The following is a 17,639-nucleotide window of genomic DNA, read 5'->3' on the forward strand; positions in this document are numbered from 1 at the left end:
GGCAGCACTCCTCATGACAGCGGCGTCATCGCTTCGAAATCGGGCAAGGCGCCGCTCGCATAGCCGACGGCCCCGAGCGAAGCGATGGCGATCCGGCCGTCGCGGATCGACAGCAGCGGTCCATCGGGACCCTGCTCGTAGAGATCGGGATGAGCCGCGGCAAAGCGCGCCTTCTCTGCCTGCGGCGCGCCCTGCATGCCGGCGACATAGTGATGACCGTTGCGCTCGACATGGGAGAGGCCAAGCAAGGACACCAGCGCCAGATCCTGCTGCACGGCAAGCCCGGCCTGGCAGGTCAGATCCTCGCCCGAGAGGAACAGTCCCGGCACCGCTCCGGTTCTGATGCGGATCGCTTTCATGAGCGAGCGATAAATGCCCTTGCAGGTTTTCGAGGAGACGCCGGTGTAACCGAGCCCGCGGGCGGGGGCGAAGGCCTCGTCGCCGTCGTCGCTCTCATCGATCAGGAAGGGCAATTGCGCCGCGAGAGCCCCGAGCGGCGTTTCCATGGTGATCGCGCGTGAGAACGGCTGTTCGACAAAGGCGATGGCCGCGCGCAGCCTGGCGAGCTGTGGCATGGCCTCGATCCGCTCCAGCAAGGCGGCAAGCTGTTCGGCAGAGCCGAACTGTTCGTTGCCGTCGACCGTCACCCGATAGTCGGGCACCCTCTCCAGCACGGCGGCGATCCGCAGCAGGCGGTCGATATCGGCCTCGATAGCGCCCGAAAGCTTGATCTTGAACCAGTGATTGCCATAGCGCCTGATCACCGCCTCGAGGCTTTCCGGCAGGCCGTCGTGCACAGGATGGACGATATCGCCCTCTGTGATCGGGTCGAGAAGCCCGATCGTATGCCGCGCCGAGATCGCGCCGGCAGGGCGAAGATCGGCCAGCACCGCCGAGGCGGCGTCCGCGTCGATATCGCCGGGCAGCATCGGGCCGCCGATGCCGACGAGATTGCCTCGCACCGCCTCGAAGAAGGAAAGTCCCGCAAGGCGGCAATAGGCATCGAGCGCGGCGCGGGCGATCAGCGACGGGCCGAAACCGGCGGCCAGCGGATTTCCAGGCAGGCGCCGCACCGTTTCCATCTCGTTCAGGCGGGCTGCGGCAAACAATGTCGTCGGCTGAGACGGTTCGAGCGAGGCAGCGGCAGCCGCACGGATCGAGGTGCGCAACTGATCGACATTTTGCGCCGGCGTCAGCGCCGGATCCTTGTCGAACCATTTCGGCACCATCAATTCGGCGGCGCCGCCGATGGCGGTTCGCCCCTTTTCGTCCTCGACGCGGACCCCGAGGAAGGCTTGCGGCGCCTTTTCAAGGGTGGCCGCGCCAAAGCGGAACGGCAGACGCAGGCTGATATCGCGCTCGAAGGCGTCGATCTCGATGATCTTGATGCGTGGGGCAGTCACGGAACCTCCAATACTTCTGTCCACCGTCACGCCATCCGGTCGAGCATGGCGCGGGTCACTTCATGCCGGAGCGGTTCGCGGCGAAGCAGCCGGCCGATCTCGTCCACCATGGTCTGTCCCTGCGCGAAATGCGCCTCTTCAGTATGGCCGGCAGCATGCGGTGAAATGGTGACATTGGCCAGGGCCGGATCGCGGAACGGGCTATCCGGAGGCAGCGGCTCGTCGTCAAAGACGTCGAGCGCCGCCTCGATACGGCCGGAGCGGATCGCGGCGAGCAGCGCTGCCTCGTCGACCAGCTGCGAGCGCGCCGTATTGATGAAGAGTGTGCCGAGGCGCAGCAGCGCCAGTTCGTGGGCACCGATCATCCGGCGCGTTTCGGGCAGGACAGGCGCATGCAGGGAAATCACGTCGCTTTGCACGAGCATATCGTTCAGCCCGGCGCTGACAACGCCGAGGGCTGCGGCCTCGCTCTCATCCAGGAACGGATCGACGACCAACACGCGGCAACCGAAGGGAACGAGCAGGCGCATCACCGCCCGCCCGACATAGCCGGCGCCGACGATGCCGACCGTTCTGGCGCCCAGCAATCTCTGCGGCACGGCGGCGCGAACGTCGAGCCATTCACCACCATTGCGCAAGTGATGATGCAGCCGATGAATGCCGCGCATGGCGAGCAGCGCTTCGGCGACGACGAATTCGGCAACCGAGGCGGCAATTTTCGAGGCGGCATGGGTCACGCGAAGGCCATCGTCGAACAGACGCGCCGGGACCAGTGTGCGGACACTGCCTGCCGAATGAGCGACAAGGGCGAGCTGCGGATGGCGGGCGCGCACGGCGGGGTCGAAGGGCGGTGTGCCCCATCCGGTGAGGCATGCGGTGGCGCCTTGCAGCAGGTAGTCGACATCGCCGGCGTCGATTGTGGCGCCGGCCGGCCAGCGCACCGCGCCAAGGGCGTTCAATTGGGTTATCGCCGCATCGTCCAGCATCATCCGGCGGGTCTTTTCGGTCAGCAATACGGCAATGACGGGAGCCTGTTCGTTCATGGTTCTACTCTTTCGCTGCGGCGACCAGGCGCCTGAGATGGGCGAGATCGGCGCGGACCTTGTCGAGCGCCTGTTGCCGGGGAACCCGGTATTGCGAATGCACCGACAACACACCGGTAAATCCTGTCGTCACCATATGCCGAACGATGTCGCTCCACGGCACCATGCCTTCGTCGAGCCCGTACCAGTCCGAATGCCATGCGCGCTGGCCGTGGGCTCCGTAAGTGCCGGGGAACCAACCGCTGTTCTTGACGCCCATGCAGCAGAACCACGGATCAAGAATGTCGAGGGTCAGACGCCAGTCTTCGCTTCCCTCGCGAATGATCTGATTGGCCGGATCGACATAAGCGCCGATCCTGACGGGATCTCGCCCGGCCAGCAATTGCACCGCCAGCGCGCCCGAGCTGTGCAGGGTCCCGCCGTGGAGCTGGATGGTCAGCGTGACGGCGAAGCGTTCGGCCAGGCGCTCGAAGCCGTCGAGATCACGCCGCGCCTCATCGAGCTGAACCTGCCAGCGCCGCAACGGGTCGTAACGCCAGAAGCCAAGCCTGATCTGGCCGATGCCGGCCTCGCCGCAACAGCCGAGAAGCCGGGATGCGGCATCGTCGGGCCGTGTGGAATCGATGGTCGCCATCGGAGCACGCACCCCGGCTGCGGCAAAGAGTTTTACGGCCTTGACGATCTCGTCCGGCCTGTCTGGGGAAACGGCATGGCCATCTCGAATGAGAAGATCGGCACAATCGAATCCCAGGCCGGCAGTGATCTCGGCCGCCCTCTCGAGCGGCAGGCCCTCCAGGGTCTTGGTGAAATAGGCGATATCCATGGATCAGATCCCAGAGAGAAAGGCGCTGTTCATGAGCGGGCGATACAAAGCTCGCTGCGGCGGCCGAATGCATCGCGGGCGCAGACCGCATACCGCACGCCCTCCGGCGGCGACATATGCAGGAATGCGGTCGAGATCAGCGGCGCGGGACTGACCTTTTCAAACGTCCCGCCATCGGCGCTGGCCAGGACATCGTAGAAGATGGCAGGGCCGGCATCGCCGGCAGCCCAGAACAGCATGCGCTCCTCCCGGCCGCCGAGACCGAGGTAGCGTTCGACGACAAGGCCGGTCGGTGCAGCCGGGGCCGCGCTGGTGTCGGGAACGACAAGCACCTGCGTCAGTGACGGCAGCGGCACATCGAGATCGACACTGATCCGGCCGTCGTCGCAGGCGACGACGCTGACTGGATGCAGCAAGGCGGGCTCCTGTGCCCGGCGCAGCTCGGCAAACTGCGCTTCATCAGGTGCCGGCGGCGCGCCGACCGGCTCGAAGGGGCCGCGCGGGTTGCTTTCGTCGCGCTGGGCTTCCCAGACCTCCATCGGATTGGTGAATTCCTCGTCGATGCGCAGCAGGCAAAGCGCATGGCGGCCAGGAACCAGGCCGCTCACCTCGAGGCGGACGGCGGTCCGGCCCGAACGGTTGATGGCATCGACACTGTGGATGAGGCTGATGGAAACACCGCCGCCCGGCAGCCGTGTCGGCAGGATCGCCAGGCCATCCTGGTCGGGAGCAAGCGGCGGTTCGGCCGTCACCTTGCAGACGGTATCGCCAAGCGTTGCGAGCAGTTCCATCGATGTCAGGCCGGGCTTCTTGATGATGTCGAAGGGCGGCGCCCGATCGACATCCGTCACCACAGTGCTGAGATCGGTCTTGTGCTCCCATTGCGCCTTGGTGAAATTGCGCGGGCCGAAATAGGCAAAGATGGTGCGCTGGCTCCAGCCGCCGATAAAGGCATGGTCATTGCTGAGGAAGGTGAAATTCGCCGCTTTCGGGGCGATGATGCGGCGGTCGTGCTGTTCGATGATGCGGGCGATGATCCCGGCGTAATAGGCTTTGCCGTGCCAGCTATGATGATCGCTCCAGCCGAGCTGCGGATCGCATTCGTCGTTGATCACGGGCAGGCCCGCGAGACGCGGGTGATTCTCCTTGAGATAATCGACGACGAGAAGCGTGCGGTCGACGATGCCGTTGGTTTTCGGGGTCAGATCTTCCTTGCTGCCATTGACGCCCTTTTCGTGGATCGAGATGTAGTCGAGTCGAGGCGCGGCGGGCCGTTGCCGGTCAGGCAGCTCGTGCCGCTGTCGCAATGCGCCATCAGGGCGCGAAAGATCGGCGAGAGCGTGCGGGCGGTGCCAGGCCCGCCCATCGGCAGGCTGGGATCGACGGCATCGAGGCCGGCGACGCAGGCGTCGTAGTAATTGGTGTAACCCTTGATCCCATAGGTCCACCAGCCGGAGTCGGCCTCGTTCGTCGTTTCGAAATACCATGTTCGCAATTCGTCCATGCCGTAACGTGCGCCATAGCGATCTGCCGTCACCGTCACGAGATCGCGCCAGCGCTTGACCTGATCCATATCCTCATAGTCGGTGAACACACCCGACGGGTTGCCCATCAGCTCGAAGAACGGCTTCAGGCGGTGTTCGATCATCACGTCGAGCGCGCGGTCGAGCAGGGACCAGTCGTAGCCGGCCCCGCCCTTTGCGCTCAGCAGATTGTAGAGATAATGCACACGCAGGAACTTGATGCCCTCATTCGGCAGGCCGCCGATATAGGCGAGCATCTGGCGCATCTCGGGCTCGAGCAGCAGCTCGGCCGGCGAAAAGCCGGTGCCGCGCCAGAACCGGTTGAACGGGCGCACCGCTTCACCGGCATCAATATTTATTCGCGTACGTTCACGCATGGGTCGTCTCTCCTTGGGCGGAAATTTGGCGGCGCGCCGCAAAGCCGGCACACGGGGCCAGGAGCCGGATTATTTGAACTTGTCGCGCATCGCATCGATGCCGGGGATGGTTTTGGTCAGATGCTGATGGGCGGGGTCGAAGCGCTGGATCAGACCTCGGCGATGCTTGCCGACCAGGATGGTGAAGATATAGCCGCGATGCCCCGGAGAGGTGACCGTCGGGTGGTAACCCCGGTCGACCAGGACAGTGTCGCCGTTGCGGGTCATCAGGATCTTGACCGGGCCGTCCTCGTCATAGGTGATCTGACTGCCGAAGCCGGTCTCCGGCTGGAAGCGGTAGTGATAGAGTTCTTCGTGCCGGGTCTCGACATCGCCGTCCTCGGTATCGTGCTTGTGAGGGGGATAGCCGGACCAGCAGCCTTCGCCGGCATAGAGTTCGCTCACCAGCAGGTTGCCGCAGCGTCCGTTCTGTCGTTGGCCGAGCAGATGGACGATCCGCCGCTGGCTGTGCGTGTCAGACGAACCGACATTGACCGCATCGACCTCATCCGGCGTCACCCGAAACGGGGCGTAGCGGGTGTCGCAGAGACCGCCGGCGATGGCGACCTCTGCCGGCGCGCCACGAGCCGATATCCGGACATTGACGCCGACGGGCGCGTAAACCGAGTCCGCATCGCCTCCCCAGATATCGGCTCGCCGGCCCACGGCTTCGAACATGATGCCATCCACCTCGATATCCACCTGACCCGATAGCACGACGTAGAGGCTTTCGTGCGCGGGCAGCCGCCGGATGTCCTGCTTGTTGGAGGCAAGCGTGACGAGATCGAAGTAGATGAGATCGAGCGTCGCGGAGGAGGTATCCACGATGGGACGCTGCTCGGAGCGTGGAATGAATTCAGGCATCAATTGAACTCCGGAACGGTACGGTCGGCGAAAGGATTAAGCGACAGGGATTCGGCGTGGTGACAGGCCACGGCGTGCCCATCGGCGGTGACGGTGCGCAAGCCCGGCACCTCCTGCTTGCAAAGGCCGGTGGCGTAGCGGCAGCGCGGATGAAATGCGCAGCCGGGCGGCGGATGAGCGGGGTCGGCAACCTCGCCCGCCAGCCGGATGCGTTGACCGTGGCGGCGCATCCTCGGATCGGCGATCGGCACCGCCGAGAGCAGCGCTTCGTCGGCGCCTTTTCGACGACCCGGCCGACATACATGACGGCAATATTGTCCGAGATGTGCCGGACGACCGAGAGGTCGTGGGCGACGAAGAGATAGGTCAGTCCGAACTGCTCCTGCAGATCCTGCAGCAGGTTGATGGTTTGCGCCTGGACGCTGACATCGAGCGCCGAGACGGCCTCATCGGCAATCACCAGGCGCGGATTGGACGCCAGCGCCCGGGCGATGCCGATGCGCTGGCGTTCACCGCCGGAGAAAGCATGGGGATAGCGGTGCATATATTCCGGCCGCAGGCCGACGCTCTGCATCAACTCGGCGACCCGATGTTCGAGTTCACGCCCCTTGGCGATGCCGTTGACAGCAAGCACCTCGCCGATGATGTCGATGACGGGCAGGCGCGGATTGAGCGAGGATTGCGGATCCTGAAACACGATGCGCAGGTCGCGATGGATTTCGTCGAGGGCGGAACCGGACAGCGTGGCGAGATCGACCGTGCCACCGCTGCGGCTACGATAGCGGATTTCGCCGCTCGTCGGCTGATAGATGCGCAGGACCGTGCGGGCAAGCGTCGACTTGCCGCAGCCGGACTCGCCGACAATCCCCAGTGTTTCGCCATCCTCGACGCGAAGCGAAACGCCGTCGACCGCCTTGACGTGGCCGACCACACGCCGGAATGCGCCCTTGCGAATGGGGAAATGCATCCTGAGATCATTCAGTTCGAGCAGAGGGCTTCGTTGGATCATGGGATCGGCCATCATCGTCCTCCTTCGTAAAGCAGACAGCTGGCGACATGCCGGTCGCCGATGGCGACGGGCTGCGGATCCCTTTGGTCGCAAAGGCCGGCCCTCGCCTCTTTGCATCGAGGATGAAAGCTGCAGCCCTGGGGTCGGTTGAAACGCGAGGGCACCATGCCGTCGATGATCGCCAGCCGTTCGCTGGGTTGTCCATGCATGCGCGGCACCGATTGCAGCAGCGCCTTGGTGTAGGGGTGGGCCGGAGCGTGGAAGATCGTGTCGACATCGCCTGCCTCCACGACCCGGCCGACATACATGACGACGACTTCATCGGCGATTTCGGCCACCACGCCGAGATCATGGGTCACGAACAGCACCGAGAGCCCGAATTCGGCCTGCAGCGAGGCAAGCAGATCGAGGATATTGGCCTGGGTGGTCACATCGAGCGCCGTCGTCGGCTCGTCGGCGATCAAGAGCTTGGGGCGGCAGGCGAGCGCGAGCGCGATGCAGACGCGCTGGCGCATGCCGCCGGAAAACTGGAAGGCATAGCTTTCCATACGCTCGGCCGGCCTGGGAATGCCGACCAGAGCCAATGTCTCGATGGCATGCTCGCGCGCCTCCTTCTTTCCCATCTTCAGATGCAGGCGGATCACTTCCACCATCTGGTTGCCGATCGTATGAACGGGGGAAAGGGCCGCCATCGGCTCCTGGCTGATCAGGCCGATCTGGGCACCACGGATCGCCCGCATATCGCGGCCGCGCGGATCGAGCGCCGCCAGGTCGACGGAGGGTGCTGCGGGATCCGGCCGGTAGCGGATTGCTCCCGAGACGATCCGCCCTCCGCGCGGAACCTGGTTGAGAATCGAGCGGCCGGTAATGCTCTTGCCCGAACCGGATTCGCCGACGACGCAGACCGTCTTGCCGCGCGGAATGGAAAAGGAGACGCCGTCGACCGCCCTGATCGTGCCCGCACCGCTGAAGAAATGGGTCCTGAGATCGTCGACCTCGATCAGCGGGTTGCGAGCACCGTGCCGGTCGCCGGTGGTGGCGAAATTAGGATCAGTATTCATAGGGATCTGCAGCATCGCGTAATCCATCACCGAGGAAATTGAGGGCGAGCACGGTGACGATCACCGCAAGACCGGGAAGAAACAGCCAGGGCGCGCTCGTGACCGCGAGAATGTTCTGCGCCTCCTGAAGGAGCACGCCCCAGCTCACGACAGGCGGGCGCAGTCCGATGCCGAGGAAGGAGAGCGCAGTTTCCGCGAGGATCATCGTCGGGATGGCGAGCGTCACCGAGGCGATGATGTGGCTCATGAAGGACGGCACCATGTGCCGCCAGATGATGCGCATCCGCGAACAGCCATCGAGACGTGCGGCAATCACGAAATCCTCCGTCTTCAGCGACAGGAAGCGCCCGCGCACCACCCGCGCCAGATCGGTCCAGCCGATCAGCGACAGGATGACCGTGATCCAGAGATAGACCAGGATCGGATCGGCGCTGATCGGAACGGCAGCCGCAAGGCCCATCCAGAGCGGGATGGTCGGGATGGAATTGATGAGTTCGATGGAGCGCTGGATCACATCGTCGACCCAGCCGCCGTAGAGCCCCGAGATGCCGCCCAGGATGATGCCGAGGATGAGACTGATTGCGACCCCGATCAGTCCGACGGACATCGAAACGCGGGTGCCGTGGACCGTCCGGCTGAAGACATCGCGACCCAGCCGGTCGGCGCCGAACAGGTAGAAGGGTTTGCCCATCTCGGTCGGGCCGATCAAGTGCCGGTCCAGATTAAACAGGCCCCAGAGCCGATAGGGTTCGCCTTTCACGAAGAAGCCGATGGGAATGACGACGGCCGGATCGGCCACGTAATTGCGGCTGAGCGCGATCGGATCGACCTTCATCGAATAACCGTTGACATAGAGGGGATGAAACTGCCCCGCCGCGTCGTGGCCGGCGAATCTGATCTGCTGCGGCGGCGCATAGGTGTAGCGGGAATCATAGGTCTGCGATGAAACCGGAGCGAGAACCTCGGCAAACAGGGCGACCATGTAGATCAAGAAGATGACGACGCCAGCGGCCAGCGCCAGCCGATGGCGACAGAAGCGCCGCCAAATGAGCTTCCACTGCCCGGCGACCGCGTCGGAATTCTGGATCAGTTCAGGTGATAGCGCGATGGCTTGATCGGTCATATCTCTCGTCCTTCAGCCGTTGCGAATGCGTGGATCGAGCCAGGCAAGCAGCAGGTCCGAGATCAGCGTGCCGATCAGCGTCAGCATGCTCATCAGCAGGATGAAGGTGCCGGCCAGATACATGTCCTGGGCAAACAGGGCGTTGAGCAGCAGCGGCCCGGTGATCGGCAGGCTGAGAACGATGGAGACCACCACCGAGCCGGAGACGAGGTGCGGCAGCACCCAGCCGACGGTCGAGACGAACGGGTTGAGCGCCACCCGCACCGGATATTTCAACAGCAGCCGGATTTCGCTCAAACCGCGGGCACGGGCCATGTCGACATAAGGCTTGTTGAGCTCGTCGAGCAGGTTGGCGCGCATGATGCGGATCAGCGCTGCGGTGGCGCCAGTGCCGAGAACGACGACCGGGATCCACATATGCGAAATGAGATCGCCGAGCTTGGCCCAGCTCCAGACGGCGTTGATATAGGCGGGCGAAAACAGCCCGCCGGTACTTTGGCCGAAATACTGTGCCGAAACATACATCAGCACCAGCGCCAGCAGGAAGTTCGGGATGGCAAGGCCGAGAAAGCCGAAGAAGGTGGCGACGTAATCGCCCGCCGAATATTGCCGCACGGCCGAATAGATGCCGATTGGAAAGGCGACCGCCCAGACAAACAGCAGCGTGGTGACCGATACCACCATCGTCAGGCCCATGCGGGCCCAGATCAGCTCGCTGACCGGCTTGTTCCAATCGAGGGACTGGCCGAAATCGCCGCGCAGCAGGATGCCGCTGATCCATTTCCAGTATTGGACCGCCCAGGGCTGATCGAGGCCATAGCGTTCGCGCAGGCCGGCGATGACACCGGGATCGATCGTTTCGTTCTGGGAGGCCAGACGCGCGGTCATCGCGGTCAGGAAGTCGCCGGGCGGCAACTGGATGATGATGAAGGTCACGACTGAGATCGCGAACATCATCGGGATCATATAAAGCAGACGTCTGATGATGAAGCCGGCCATGGTCAAGCTCCTTCAATCGCCGATCGCCGATCGGATGATTGGGACTGGGCTGGTATTGCTGGGACGGCACCCGGAGACGCCATCCCTGTCGGTCGCGTGCCGTTACTGCTGGTAGTAGAAGGTCTCCGGCTTTGCCGGTCCTGGCGTCATGTAGAACGATGTGCTGGGGATGACCTTCGGGACATTGCGCATATTGGTCTTGACGATGCCGACGCGGTCCGGCTCCAGGTTGGTGCCGATGACGTAGAATTCGTCACGGGTGATCGCCAGCAGTTCCTTCATCGCCGCCAGCTGCTTTTCGAGCGTCGGCGCTTCCTGTACCTGCCGGTAGAGATCCATCTGCTTCTTGGCAGCGGGGCTCGGCTCCTCAGCGTTCGGATCCTTGGGGTTCTGGTAGTAGAGGCCCCAGGCCGTCGCGAAGCTCGATTCATATTCGTGCGGAAAGTACCATTTGGGGTCGAGCAGGCCGAGGAAGTCGTAGCCGCCGCCGCCAACCCATCCCAGGCCGTCATTTTCATTGTTCTGCAGCCGGGAGAAGATCAGCGAACGTTCGGCCGGGCGGGGCTGCATGTCGATGCCGACGGCCCGCCAGTAGCGCTGGATCATCTCGAGCGCGTCCACCTGGATCGGGCTTCCGGTCAAAGCGTCGATCGCAAAGGTAATCCGCTTGCCGTCCTGGCCGAGGCGATAGCCTTCGGCGTCATGTTTGGTCAGGCCCGCCTTGTCGAGATATTGATTGGCGAGATCGACATTATATTCCAGATACTGCGTCGCCATCTTTTCGTCGTAGAGCGCGGTGCCTTCACGCGGCGCTGCCTGATAGGGTTTAGCCTGTCCGGCATAGATCAGCTGGTTGAGCTCTTCGCGGTTGATGGCATAGCTGAGGCCGATGCGGAAATCCTTGTTGGAGAAGACGGCGCGCAAGGCCGGATTCTTGTGCGTCTGGTTGAGGGTGATCAGCAGGGCGTTCGACCACGCCGGCCGGGCGATAAACAGGCCGTAGCCGCCCTTCTCCTGGTTCTGCACGATCACGGTTCGGGCGTCGGTCGTCTCGATGAAGCGATTCTGCATGTCGATTTCGCCGCTGATCGCCTTCAGGATGATTGCCTGGGTATCCTGCATCACATCGATGGTGATCCGATCGAAGTAAGGCAGCTGGTTTCCTGCCGTATCCACCTTGGCATAATATGGATTGCGTTCGGCAACGACCTGCGTGGTCCCGTTATAGGGCGCGGTCAGCACCCAGGCATCGAGTGTCGGGCGGCCGAGATCGCGCCAGCGGCCGGGAAAGCCGATCTTGTTGTTGAAGAGCTGGACCCAGTCGGTTGCGCCGGCTGCTTTCACCAGGGCGTCGATACCGTCGGGATTGAAATCCTTGTGGAATTGCTTGAGGTAGTGCGCCGGTGCGGCTGCCAGAATATCGGAGCCGCGCACAGTGGCCATGTTCATCAGGAACAGGCCGTTCGGTGCGGCAAACTTGAAGACGACCTTGTCGTCGGCGAGCTTTTCGACCTTGACGGTCTCCCCGCCTGCGGTCAGCCAGTCGGGCGCTGCAGGCGTGATCTTGGTGTTGCGCAGCACGTTCTCGTTCCACCACACCAGATCGTCGGCGGTGAAGGGCTCGCCGTCCGACCAGCGCGTGCCTTCGCGCAAGGTGAAGGTATATTCGGTGGCATTGGCATTGACCTCGACGCTTTTGGCGATATCGGGGATCACCTCGGTCCATTCCGGGTTCCAGCGGACCAGTCTCGTATAGCCGATCGAACGCTCGATCTCGCTGTCGCCACCGCCAAAGGTGGCCGTGCGCCAGGTGCCGCCATAGGTACCGACCGATTCAAGCGGCGTGAGCACCAGCGGCTCCTTGGGCAGCCGTTTTTCCACAGGCGGCAGCTTGCCGGCATCGACCAGCGCCTTCAGTTCCGGCGATTCTTCAAAGCCGAATGCGGCGCCGGCCCAGCCGGCGCCAATGAGGATCGCCGCGGCAACGGTCGAGACAACCTGCTGTCTTAAGATTCTGACGTGTTGCATTCTTTCCTCCCAATATTCCGCTCTAGGTTATCGTTAACGTATTCTCCTCTTTCTCGAACGTTATCGTTACCGTACAATCTTGTCAAAGAGATTCTCCCTGCCTTGCATTGAGCCGGAGTTGCCTTGGCTTTCCGGGAAATTATGCTAGTTATCGTTATCGTAAGTTTCTAACCCCTCCGAGAGACAGTCCCGTTGAGCCGCCCTAAAGAGCCAGAATCCAAAATAACCATCGCCGATGTTGCCCGCGCCGCAGGAGTGTCGCCGATGACGGTGTCGCGCGTGCTCAATGACCAGGGCGGAGCCAGTGCGGAGACCAGTCAACGGATTATTCTGGCGGCGAGCGAACTCAACTACCGGCCCAATCCCTTTGCGCGCGGATTGCGGTCCGATCGATCGAAGGCCATCGGCCTTCTCGTTCCCGACATCACCAATCCGTTTTTTCCCGAAGTCATCCGGGGAGCCGAGGATGCCGCGAGCGCTGCCGGCTACAACCTGCTTCTGTCCAATGTCGTCGAGAACAGCAAGCGGGAGGAAGAGCTCATCGAAACGCTGCTCAGGCATCGGGTCGACGGGATCATCGTCTGCAGCCCGCGACTGCCCGATGCCGCCTTGCATAAGGCGCTTGCGCCCCACCGGGCCGTGGTGCTCATCAACCGCGAGGCGCCCAACGAGGTCGCCGGGACGATCGTCACCGACTACGAGACAGGAGCATCGCGCGCCATCGACCATCTGGTCGAGCGCGGACGCCGCAAGATCGCGATCATCGCCGGGCCGCGCAGTTCGTTTGGCGGCAAGAGCCGTCTTGTCGGAATTCGCAAGACGCTGGCGGCCCACGGGCTGAAGGCGCAAGGCATCGTCTATTGCGATCCCACCGCCGCCGGCGGCCAGACGGCGGCCGCGCAATTGCTGGCGGAAGCGCCCGGCATCGATGCGCTTGTCTGCTACAACGATCTTAATGCGATCGGCGCCATGAAGGCCTGCCGGGCCGCCGGCATTTCGATCCCCGGGCAGATTGCCCTGATCGGTTTCGACGACATTCCGACGGCCGAACTGCTGTCTCCGGCGCTCACCACCTTGCGGGTGCAGAAGCGGGAAATGGGGGAGGAAGCTGTGCGTCTGCTGCTCAGCCGCATCGCCACCAGAAACCGCCAGCACGGCATCGTCATCGTGCCGGAGCTCATCATCCGTGAAACGACCTGAACGCCCCGGAGCATGATGCCGAAACGTGTGAGCGGTCTTCGGACGACATCATGCTCCAATCTTAAAGTTTGGAACGGGAGGAATATCCGATGGATATCGACAATCTGCAGTCACTGGCCCTGCCTGAGGAGAAGAAGGCCTGGTTCGTTCACGACCGGTTCGGCATGTTCGTGCATTGGGGGCTGTACGCGCTGCCGGCACGCCATGAATGGGTCAAGAGCCGCGAAGAACTGAACGACGCCGACTACCAGAAATATTTCGATCACTTCGATCCCGATCTCTACGACCCACGCGAATGGGCGAGGCGCGCAAAAGCCGCCGGCATGAAATATGTGGTGCTGACCACCAAGCACCATGAAGGCTTCTGCCTCTGGGATACCCAGGCCACCGACTTCAAGGTGACCAACACGCCTTATGGGAAAGATCTGTTGCGCCCCTTCGTCGACGCCTTCCGCGCCGAGGGCCTGAGGATCGGCTTCTACTATTCGCTGATCGACTGGCATCATCCCGACTTTACGGTCGATCCGCGCCACCCGCAGCGCAATCATCCGGATGCGCTGAAAATCAACGAAGGCCGGGATATCAGCCGCTATGCCGCCTTCATGCGCGAGCAGGTGCGCGAGTTGCTGACCGAGTTCGGCCAGATCGACATCATGTGGTTCGATTTCAGCTATCCGCAGTGGAAGCTCGGCGAACTGGTTGGAAAGGGCCATCAGGATTGGGAAAGCGAGAAACTCGTGCGCCTGGTGCGCGAACTCGCCCCTGATATCATCATCAACAACCGGCTCGATCTCGCCGGCCTGCAGCCCGATATCGTCACGCCGGAGCAATATATGCCGCGGGCCCGGCCGCTACGCGACGGCAAGCGCGTCGTCTGGGAAGCGTGCCACACGCTCAGCGGCTCCTGGGGTTATCACCGCGACGAGGACACCTGGAAAAGCACGGAGCAACTGGTGCAGATGCTGGTCGGCACCGTGGCCATGGGCGGCAATCTGCTGATGAATGTCGGGCCGACGGCGCGCGGCACGCTCGACCACCGCGCGATAGCTGCCCTTGCCGCTTATGAGGAATGGATGGCGATGCACGAGCGCAGCATTGTCGGCTGCAGCCAGTCCGACTTCACCGCGCCGGCCGATTGCCGCCTGACCCAGAATGGCGATCGTCTCTATATCCACCTCTTCAACTGGCCCTATCGCCATCTGCATTTCGATGCGCTGGCGGGCAAGATCGAATATGCGCAATTCCTGCATGATGGCAGCGAGGTCACCTGGCTGCGCCCGTCCGCCAATACGTTATGGGCAAACACCCAGTTCCCCGTCGGCGAGGATCAACTGACATTCGTCCTGCCGGTGCGCCGGCCTCAGATCGTGGTCCCGGTCATCGAAGTCAAGCTCAAGGCAGGGAGTGCCCCAGGCGTCCAGGATTAGAAGGTGGTGACCAGCTTGCCTGAGCGGACATATACCCGCTCAGGAGAATGGCTCGGCCGGTCCCGCCGCCGGATGCCGACAACGGGCTCAGGGATTGGCTGCGGTAGTCTCCACGAAGAACTGGTTGAGCTGCTTCATTTCAAGCGCATGAGCGCGCTTTCTAAGAGCGACGGCCTGTTTGAGCGTCTCAAGCTCATCCGTTATGTCAATGAGATGAGCCTCGGCGACGAGCATCTCGGCTTCGATCCTTCCCTGCTCTCTCAATTGCCAGGCATCTCGGATGCGGAATTGAACGATGATCGTGCCGAAAAGCGCCGCGAGCGCCGAACTCATCATAGGAAGCCATTGGGGAACGGCCGTGCCATAGGCCGAAAACAACGAAGAGAGGCCGCTCAGAACGATGATCCCCATTGTGAGAAAATTCCAGAGATACTGGTTGACCCTGGAGGATCGCGCATACCAGTTTCGATGCGTCCGCAGGTCACGCAAAGCCTGCCTTTTGATCTCCACCGTATCCGATGGAAGCATCCTTTCCGCTCTCTCTCGAGCAAACTCCCGTCTTGCTGCCAAAATCACGTTGATGACAACGATGGTTATCCCGAAGGTAATCATGAACCAGGAGATGTAGCTCAAGGGAATTTGGTCGAGGATGACGTTCGGAGGAAATTCCGGCTCAAAAACCTCAATTAAAGCGCCAAGCGATATCAAGAATACAGATAAAACAACAACCGCTATAGAAAGCATCCCTAATATATTTCTATATCGTGATGGCAATGGCATTTGCTGCTGCAAAGCAGGGTCATCGTCCCTCTTCCTGAACAAATCCATCACCCTATCCTCGGGGTTGGAGGTTTGACCACAGTCAAACTTGCAACACACGAAAAATCAAGTAACGTTTACTAATGATACTTGATTAGGCGATCGCCGGCGGCTCTATCGCTTGCTTCAGGATAAGCTGATTGCCACCGGCCGGTCGAGATCGCGAGCGATATAATCCTGGATCTGGCGGACGATCTGCCCGGCGTGAGCGATCGCCAGCTGATCGGCCCGTTCGGCGTCGCCGGCCTCGATCGCGGCGATCATCTCCTCATGTTCGTCGACATATTGGCCCGGCAGGCGGTCGTCGAAGGTCGAATAATACAAGCGAAGAATGCGCCGGCCCTCGTCGAGCAGCCTGGCGAAGAAGGCCGTATAATAGGAATTGCCGGCCAGTTCGGCGATCGCCACGTGAAATTCGCGGTTCGCCTCGATCATCGCATAGGCGTCGCGCGCGGCAACGGCATCGGCGAAGTCCCTCTGATGCGACCGGATCACCTTCATGACTTCGGGGTTACGCCGCTGGGCGGCGCCGCGCGTCGTGACCCGGTACATCAGCGTCAACGCCTCGAAATAGGTGGGCAGGCTGGCGAAATCGATCGTCGCGACGATCGTGTTCCTGTTCGGCAGGGTCGTGACCAGCCCATCGGCGGCGAGCCGCAACAGCGCCTCGCGAATGGGAGTCCTCGACATCCCGAACCGTTCAGACAGCCGCACTTCATCGAGCGGACTGCCGGGCTCCAGAGCCATCGACAGGATTTCCCGGCGCAGCGTGATATAGACGCTCTGCGTGCCGGAACCGCGCACCCGCACATTCTCCGCCTCGTTCTGCATCCGCGCCTCCGCTGTCATGAGAGCCTTGTATTGCGTTTCGGCCGATTCCCGCAACGGCAGTCTTCCGCCTGCAAATTTCAGGATCGTGCCGGATTGAATCTTGTCGACAGTTTGTATATAACGCGATCAAATTCAAGGAGGTCGATCGATGACAACAGGATGGAAGGGCGTATTTCCCGCCGTAACGACACAATTCAACGAAGATCTTTCCGTGGATCTGGCTGCGACCCAACGCGTCCAGGACGCGCTGGTGAACGACGGCGTCAACGGGCTGATCGTCATGGGCACCTGCGGCGAGAACAATTCGCTCGATCCCGAGGAGAAGCGCACGATCCTGAAGGCCGCCGTCGAGGTCGTCAACGGCCGCGTTCCCGTTGTGACAGGCGTCTCCGAATTCGACACGCGCCGTGCCGTCGCCTATGCCCGCGACGCCGAAAAACTCGGCGCCGATGGCCTGATGCTGCTGCCGGCCATGGTCTATGTGCCGAAGCCGGAAGAGCTGATCGCGCATTTCCGCACCGTCGCCGAGGCGACCTCGCTGCCGATCATGCTCTACAACAACCCGCCGGCCTACCGCGTCAATATCGGCGCCGATGTGCTGAAGGTGCTTGCCGAGGTGCCGAATATCAAGGCGGTCAAGGAAAGCGCGCCGGATCCGCGCCGTTTCACCGATCTCATCAATGAATTCGGCGATCGTTTCGACATCTTCGCCGGCCTCGACGACGTTGCGCTCGAAGGCCTGATGCTCGGCGCCAAGGGCTGGGTCTCCGGCCTCACCAGCGCCTTCCCGGAGGAATCCGTGCAGCTGGTGGCTGCCGCCGAACGCGGCGACTGGGAAGAAGCCCGCAAGATCTATCGCTGGTTCATGCCGCTCCTGCATCTCGATGCCGAACATGATCTCGTGCAGTCGATCAAACTCGCCGAGCAGATCATGGGCCGCGGCTCCGAGCGTGTCCGCCTGCCGCGCCTGCCGCTTTCTGGCGCCCGCCGCGCTGAAGTTACTGCGATGGTGGAGAAGGCCGCGGCCACGCGCCCCTCGAAGATCCGCCAGGCTGCCTGAGACAACGGGG

General features: G+C 62.3%; 13 protein-coding genes and 2 pseudogenes. 3 read left to right on the forward strand and 12 right to left on the reverse strand.

Going from position 1 to position 17,639, the window contains the following annotated elements:
* Window positions 1-11 precede the first annotated feature (11 nt).
* From FHT79_RS00340 to FHT79_RS00385, 10 genes and pseudogenes are all read right to left on the reverse strand, one after another.
* A complete protein-coding gene (locus tag FHT79_RS00340; RefSeq protein ID WP_097622498.1) occupies window positions 12-1,433 on the reverse strand; it encodes a mandelate racemase in 1,422 nt (473 codons plus the stop codon).
* Entirely contained in the window at window positions 1,430-2,446 is a 1,017-nt protein-coding gene (locus FHT79_RS00345; protein WP_183902850.1) for a hydroxyacid dehydrogenase, read from the reverse strand. The genes FHT79_RS00340 and FHT79_RS00345 overlap by 4 nt, the downstream gene beginning before the upstream one ends.
* A gap of 4 nt (window positions 2,447-2,450) precedes the next feature.
* On the reverse strand, window positions 2,451-3,269 hold the full coding sequence (locus tag FHT79_RS00350) for a TIM barrel protein (protein ID WP_183902851.1): 819 nt from the start codon (window positions 3,267-3,269) through the stop codon (window positions 2,451-2,453).
* 29 nt (window positions 3,270-3,298) lie between these two features.
* Window positions 3,299-5,169, reverse strand: a pseudogene (locus FHT79_RS00355) (glycosyl hydrolase).
* Between the two features lie 69 nt (window positions 5,170-5,238).
* On the reverse strand, window positions 5,239-6,072 hold the full coding sequence (locus FHT79_RS00360) for a 5-deoxy-glucuronate isomerase (protein WP_063475879.1): 834 nt from the start codon (window positions 6,070-6,072) through the stop codon (window positions 5,239-5,241).
* Window positions 6,072-7,093 (reverse strand): annotated as a pseudogene (locus FHT79_RS00365) (oligopeptide/dipeptide ABC transporter ATP-binding protein). Before FHT79_RS00365 ends, FHT79_RS00360 begins: the two are co-directional and overlap by 1 nt.
* Window positions 7,093-8,142, reverse strand: a complete 1,050-nt coding sequence (locus tag FHT79_RS00370; RefSeq protein WP_097595477.1) for an ABC transporter ATP-binding protein — start codon at window positions 8,140-8,142, stop codon at window positions 7,093-7,095. The pseudogene FHT79_RS00365 and the gene FHT79_RS00370 overlap by 1 nt, the downstream one beginning before the upstream one ends.
* The gene (locus FHT79_RS00375; RefSeq protein WP_047612395.1) at window positions 8,132-9,265 is read right to left on the reverse strand and encodes an ABC transporter permease; all 1,134 of its coding nucleotides are present in this window, start codon (window positions 9,263-9,265) and stop codon (window positions 8,132-8,134) included. Before FHT79_RS00375 ends, FHT79_RS00370 begins: the two co-directional genes overlap by 11 nt.
* Before the next feature lie 12 nt (window positions 9,266-9,277).
* Window positions 9,278-10,264 (reverse strand): ABC transporter permease, encoded by a 987-nt coding sequence (locus FHT79_RS00380; protein ID WP_063475876.1) that lies wholly within the window; start codon window positions 10,262-10,264, stop codon window positions 9,278-9,280.
* 102 nt (window positions 10,265-10,366) lie between these two features.
* Window positions 10,367-12,292, reverse strand: coding sequence for an ABC transporter substrate-binding protein (locus FHT79_RS00385; RefSeq protein WP_063475875.1), 1,926 nt, complete (start codon window positions 12,290-12,292; stop codon window positions 10,367-10,369).
* A gap of 192 nt (window positions 12,293-12,484) precedes the next feature.
* On the opposite strand from FHT79_RS00385, the gene FHT79_RS00390 reads away from it, so the two are divergent.
* Window positions 12,485-13,492 (forward strand): LacI family DNA-binding transcriptional regulator, encoded by a 1,008-nt coding sequence (locus tag FHT79_RS00390; RefSeq protein WP_080759860.1) that lies wholly within the window; start codon window positions 12,485-12,487, stop codon window positions 13,490-13,492.
* An 89-nt stretch (window positions 13,493-13,581) separates the two neighbouring features.
* Complete coding sequence (locus FHT79_RS00395) at window positions 13,582-14,919, forward strand: alpha-L-fucosidase (protein ID WP_097595478.1); 1,338 nt, start codon at window positions 13,582-13,584, stop codon at window positions 14,917-14,919.
* Between the two features lie 87 nt (window positions 14,920-15,006).
* Here the strand turns inward: FHT79_RS00395 and FHT79_RS00400 are convergent, their stop codons facing one another.
* Together FHT79_RS00400 and FHT79_RS00405 are read right to left on the reverse strand one after the other, a co-directional pair.
* The gene (locus FHT79_RS00400) at window positions 15,007-15,747 is read right to left on the reverse strand and encodes a DUF4231 domain-containing protein (protein WP_063475873.1); all 741 of its coding nucleotides are present in this window, start codon (window positions 15,745-15,747) and stop codon (window positions 15,007-15,009) included.
* 117 nt (window positions 15,748-15,864) lie between these two features.
* Window positions 15,865-16,569, reverse strand: coding sequence for a GntR family transcriptional regulator (locus tag FHT79_RS00405; RefSeq protein ID WP_183902852.1), 705 nt, complete (start codon window positions 16,567-16,569; stop codon window positions 15,865-15,867).
* A 148-nt stretch (window positions 16,570-16,717) separates the two neighbouring features.
* Between FHT79_RS00405 and FHT79_RS00410 the strand changes: the two genes are divergently transcribed.
* Window positions 16,718-17,629 (forward strand): dihydrodipicolinate synthase family protein, encoded by a 912-nt coding sequence (locus FHT79_RS00410; RefSeq protein WP_097595479.1) that lies wholly within the window; start codon window positions 16,718-16,720, stop codon window positions 17,627-17,629.
* Window positions 17,630-17,639: the final 10 nt, after the last annotated feature.

Source organism: Rhizobium sp. BK212 (assembly GCF_014197475.1).
In the GTDB taxonomy this organism is placed as follows: domain Bacteria; phylum Pseudomonadota; class Alphaproteobacteria; order Rhizobiales; family Rhizobiaceae; genus Rhizobium; species Rhizobium anhuiense.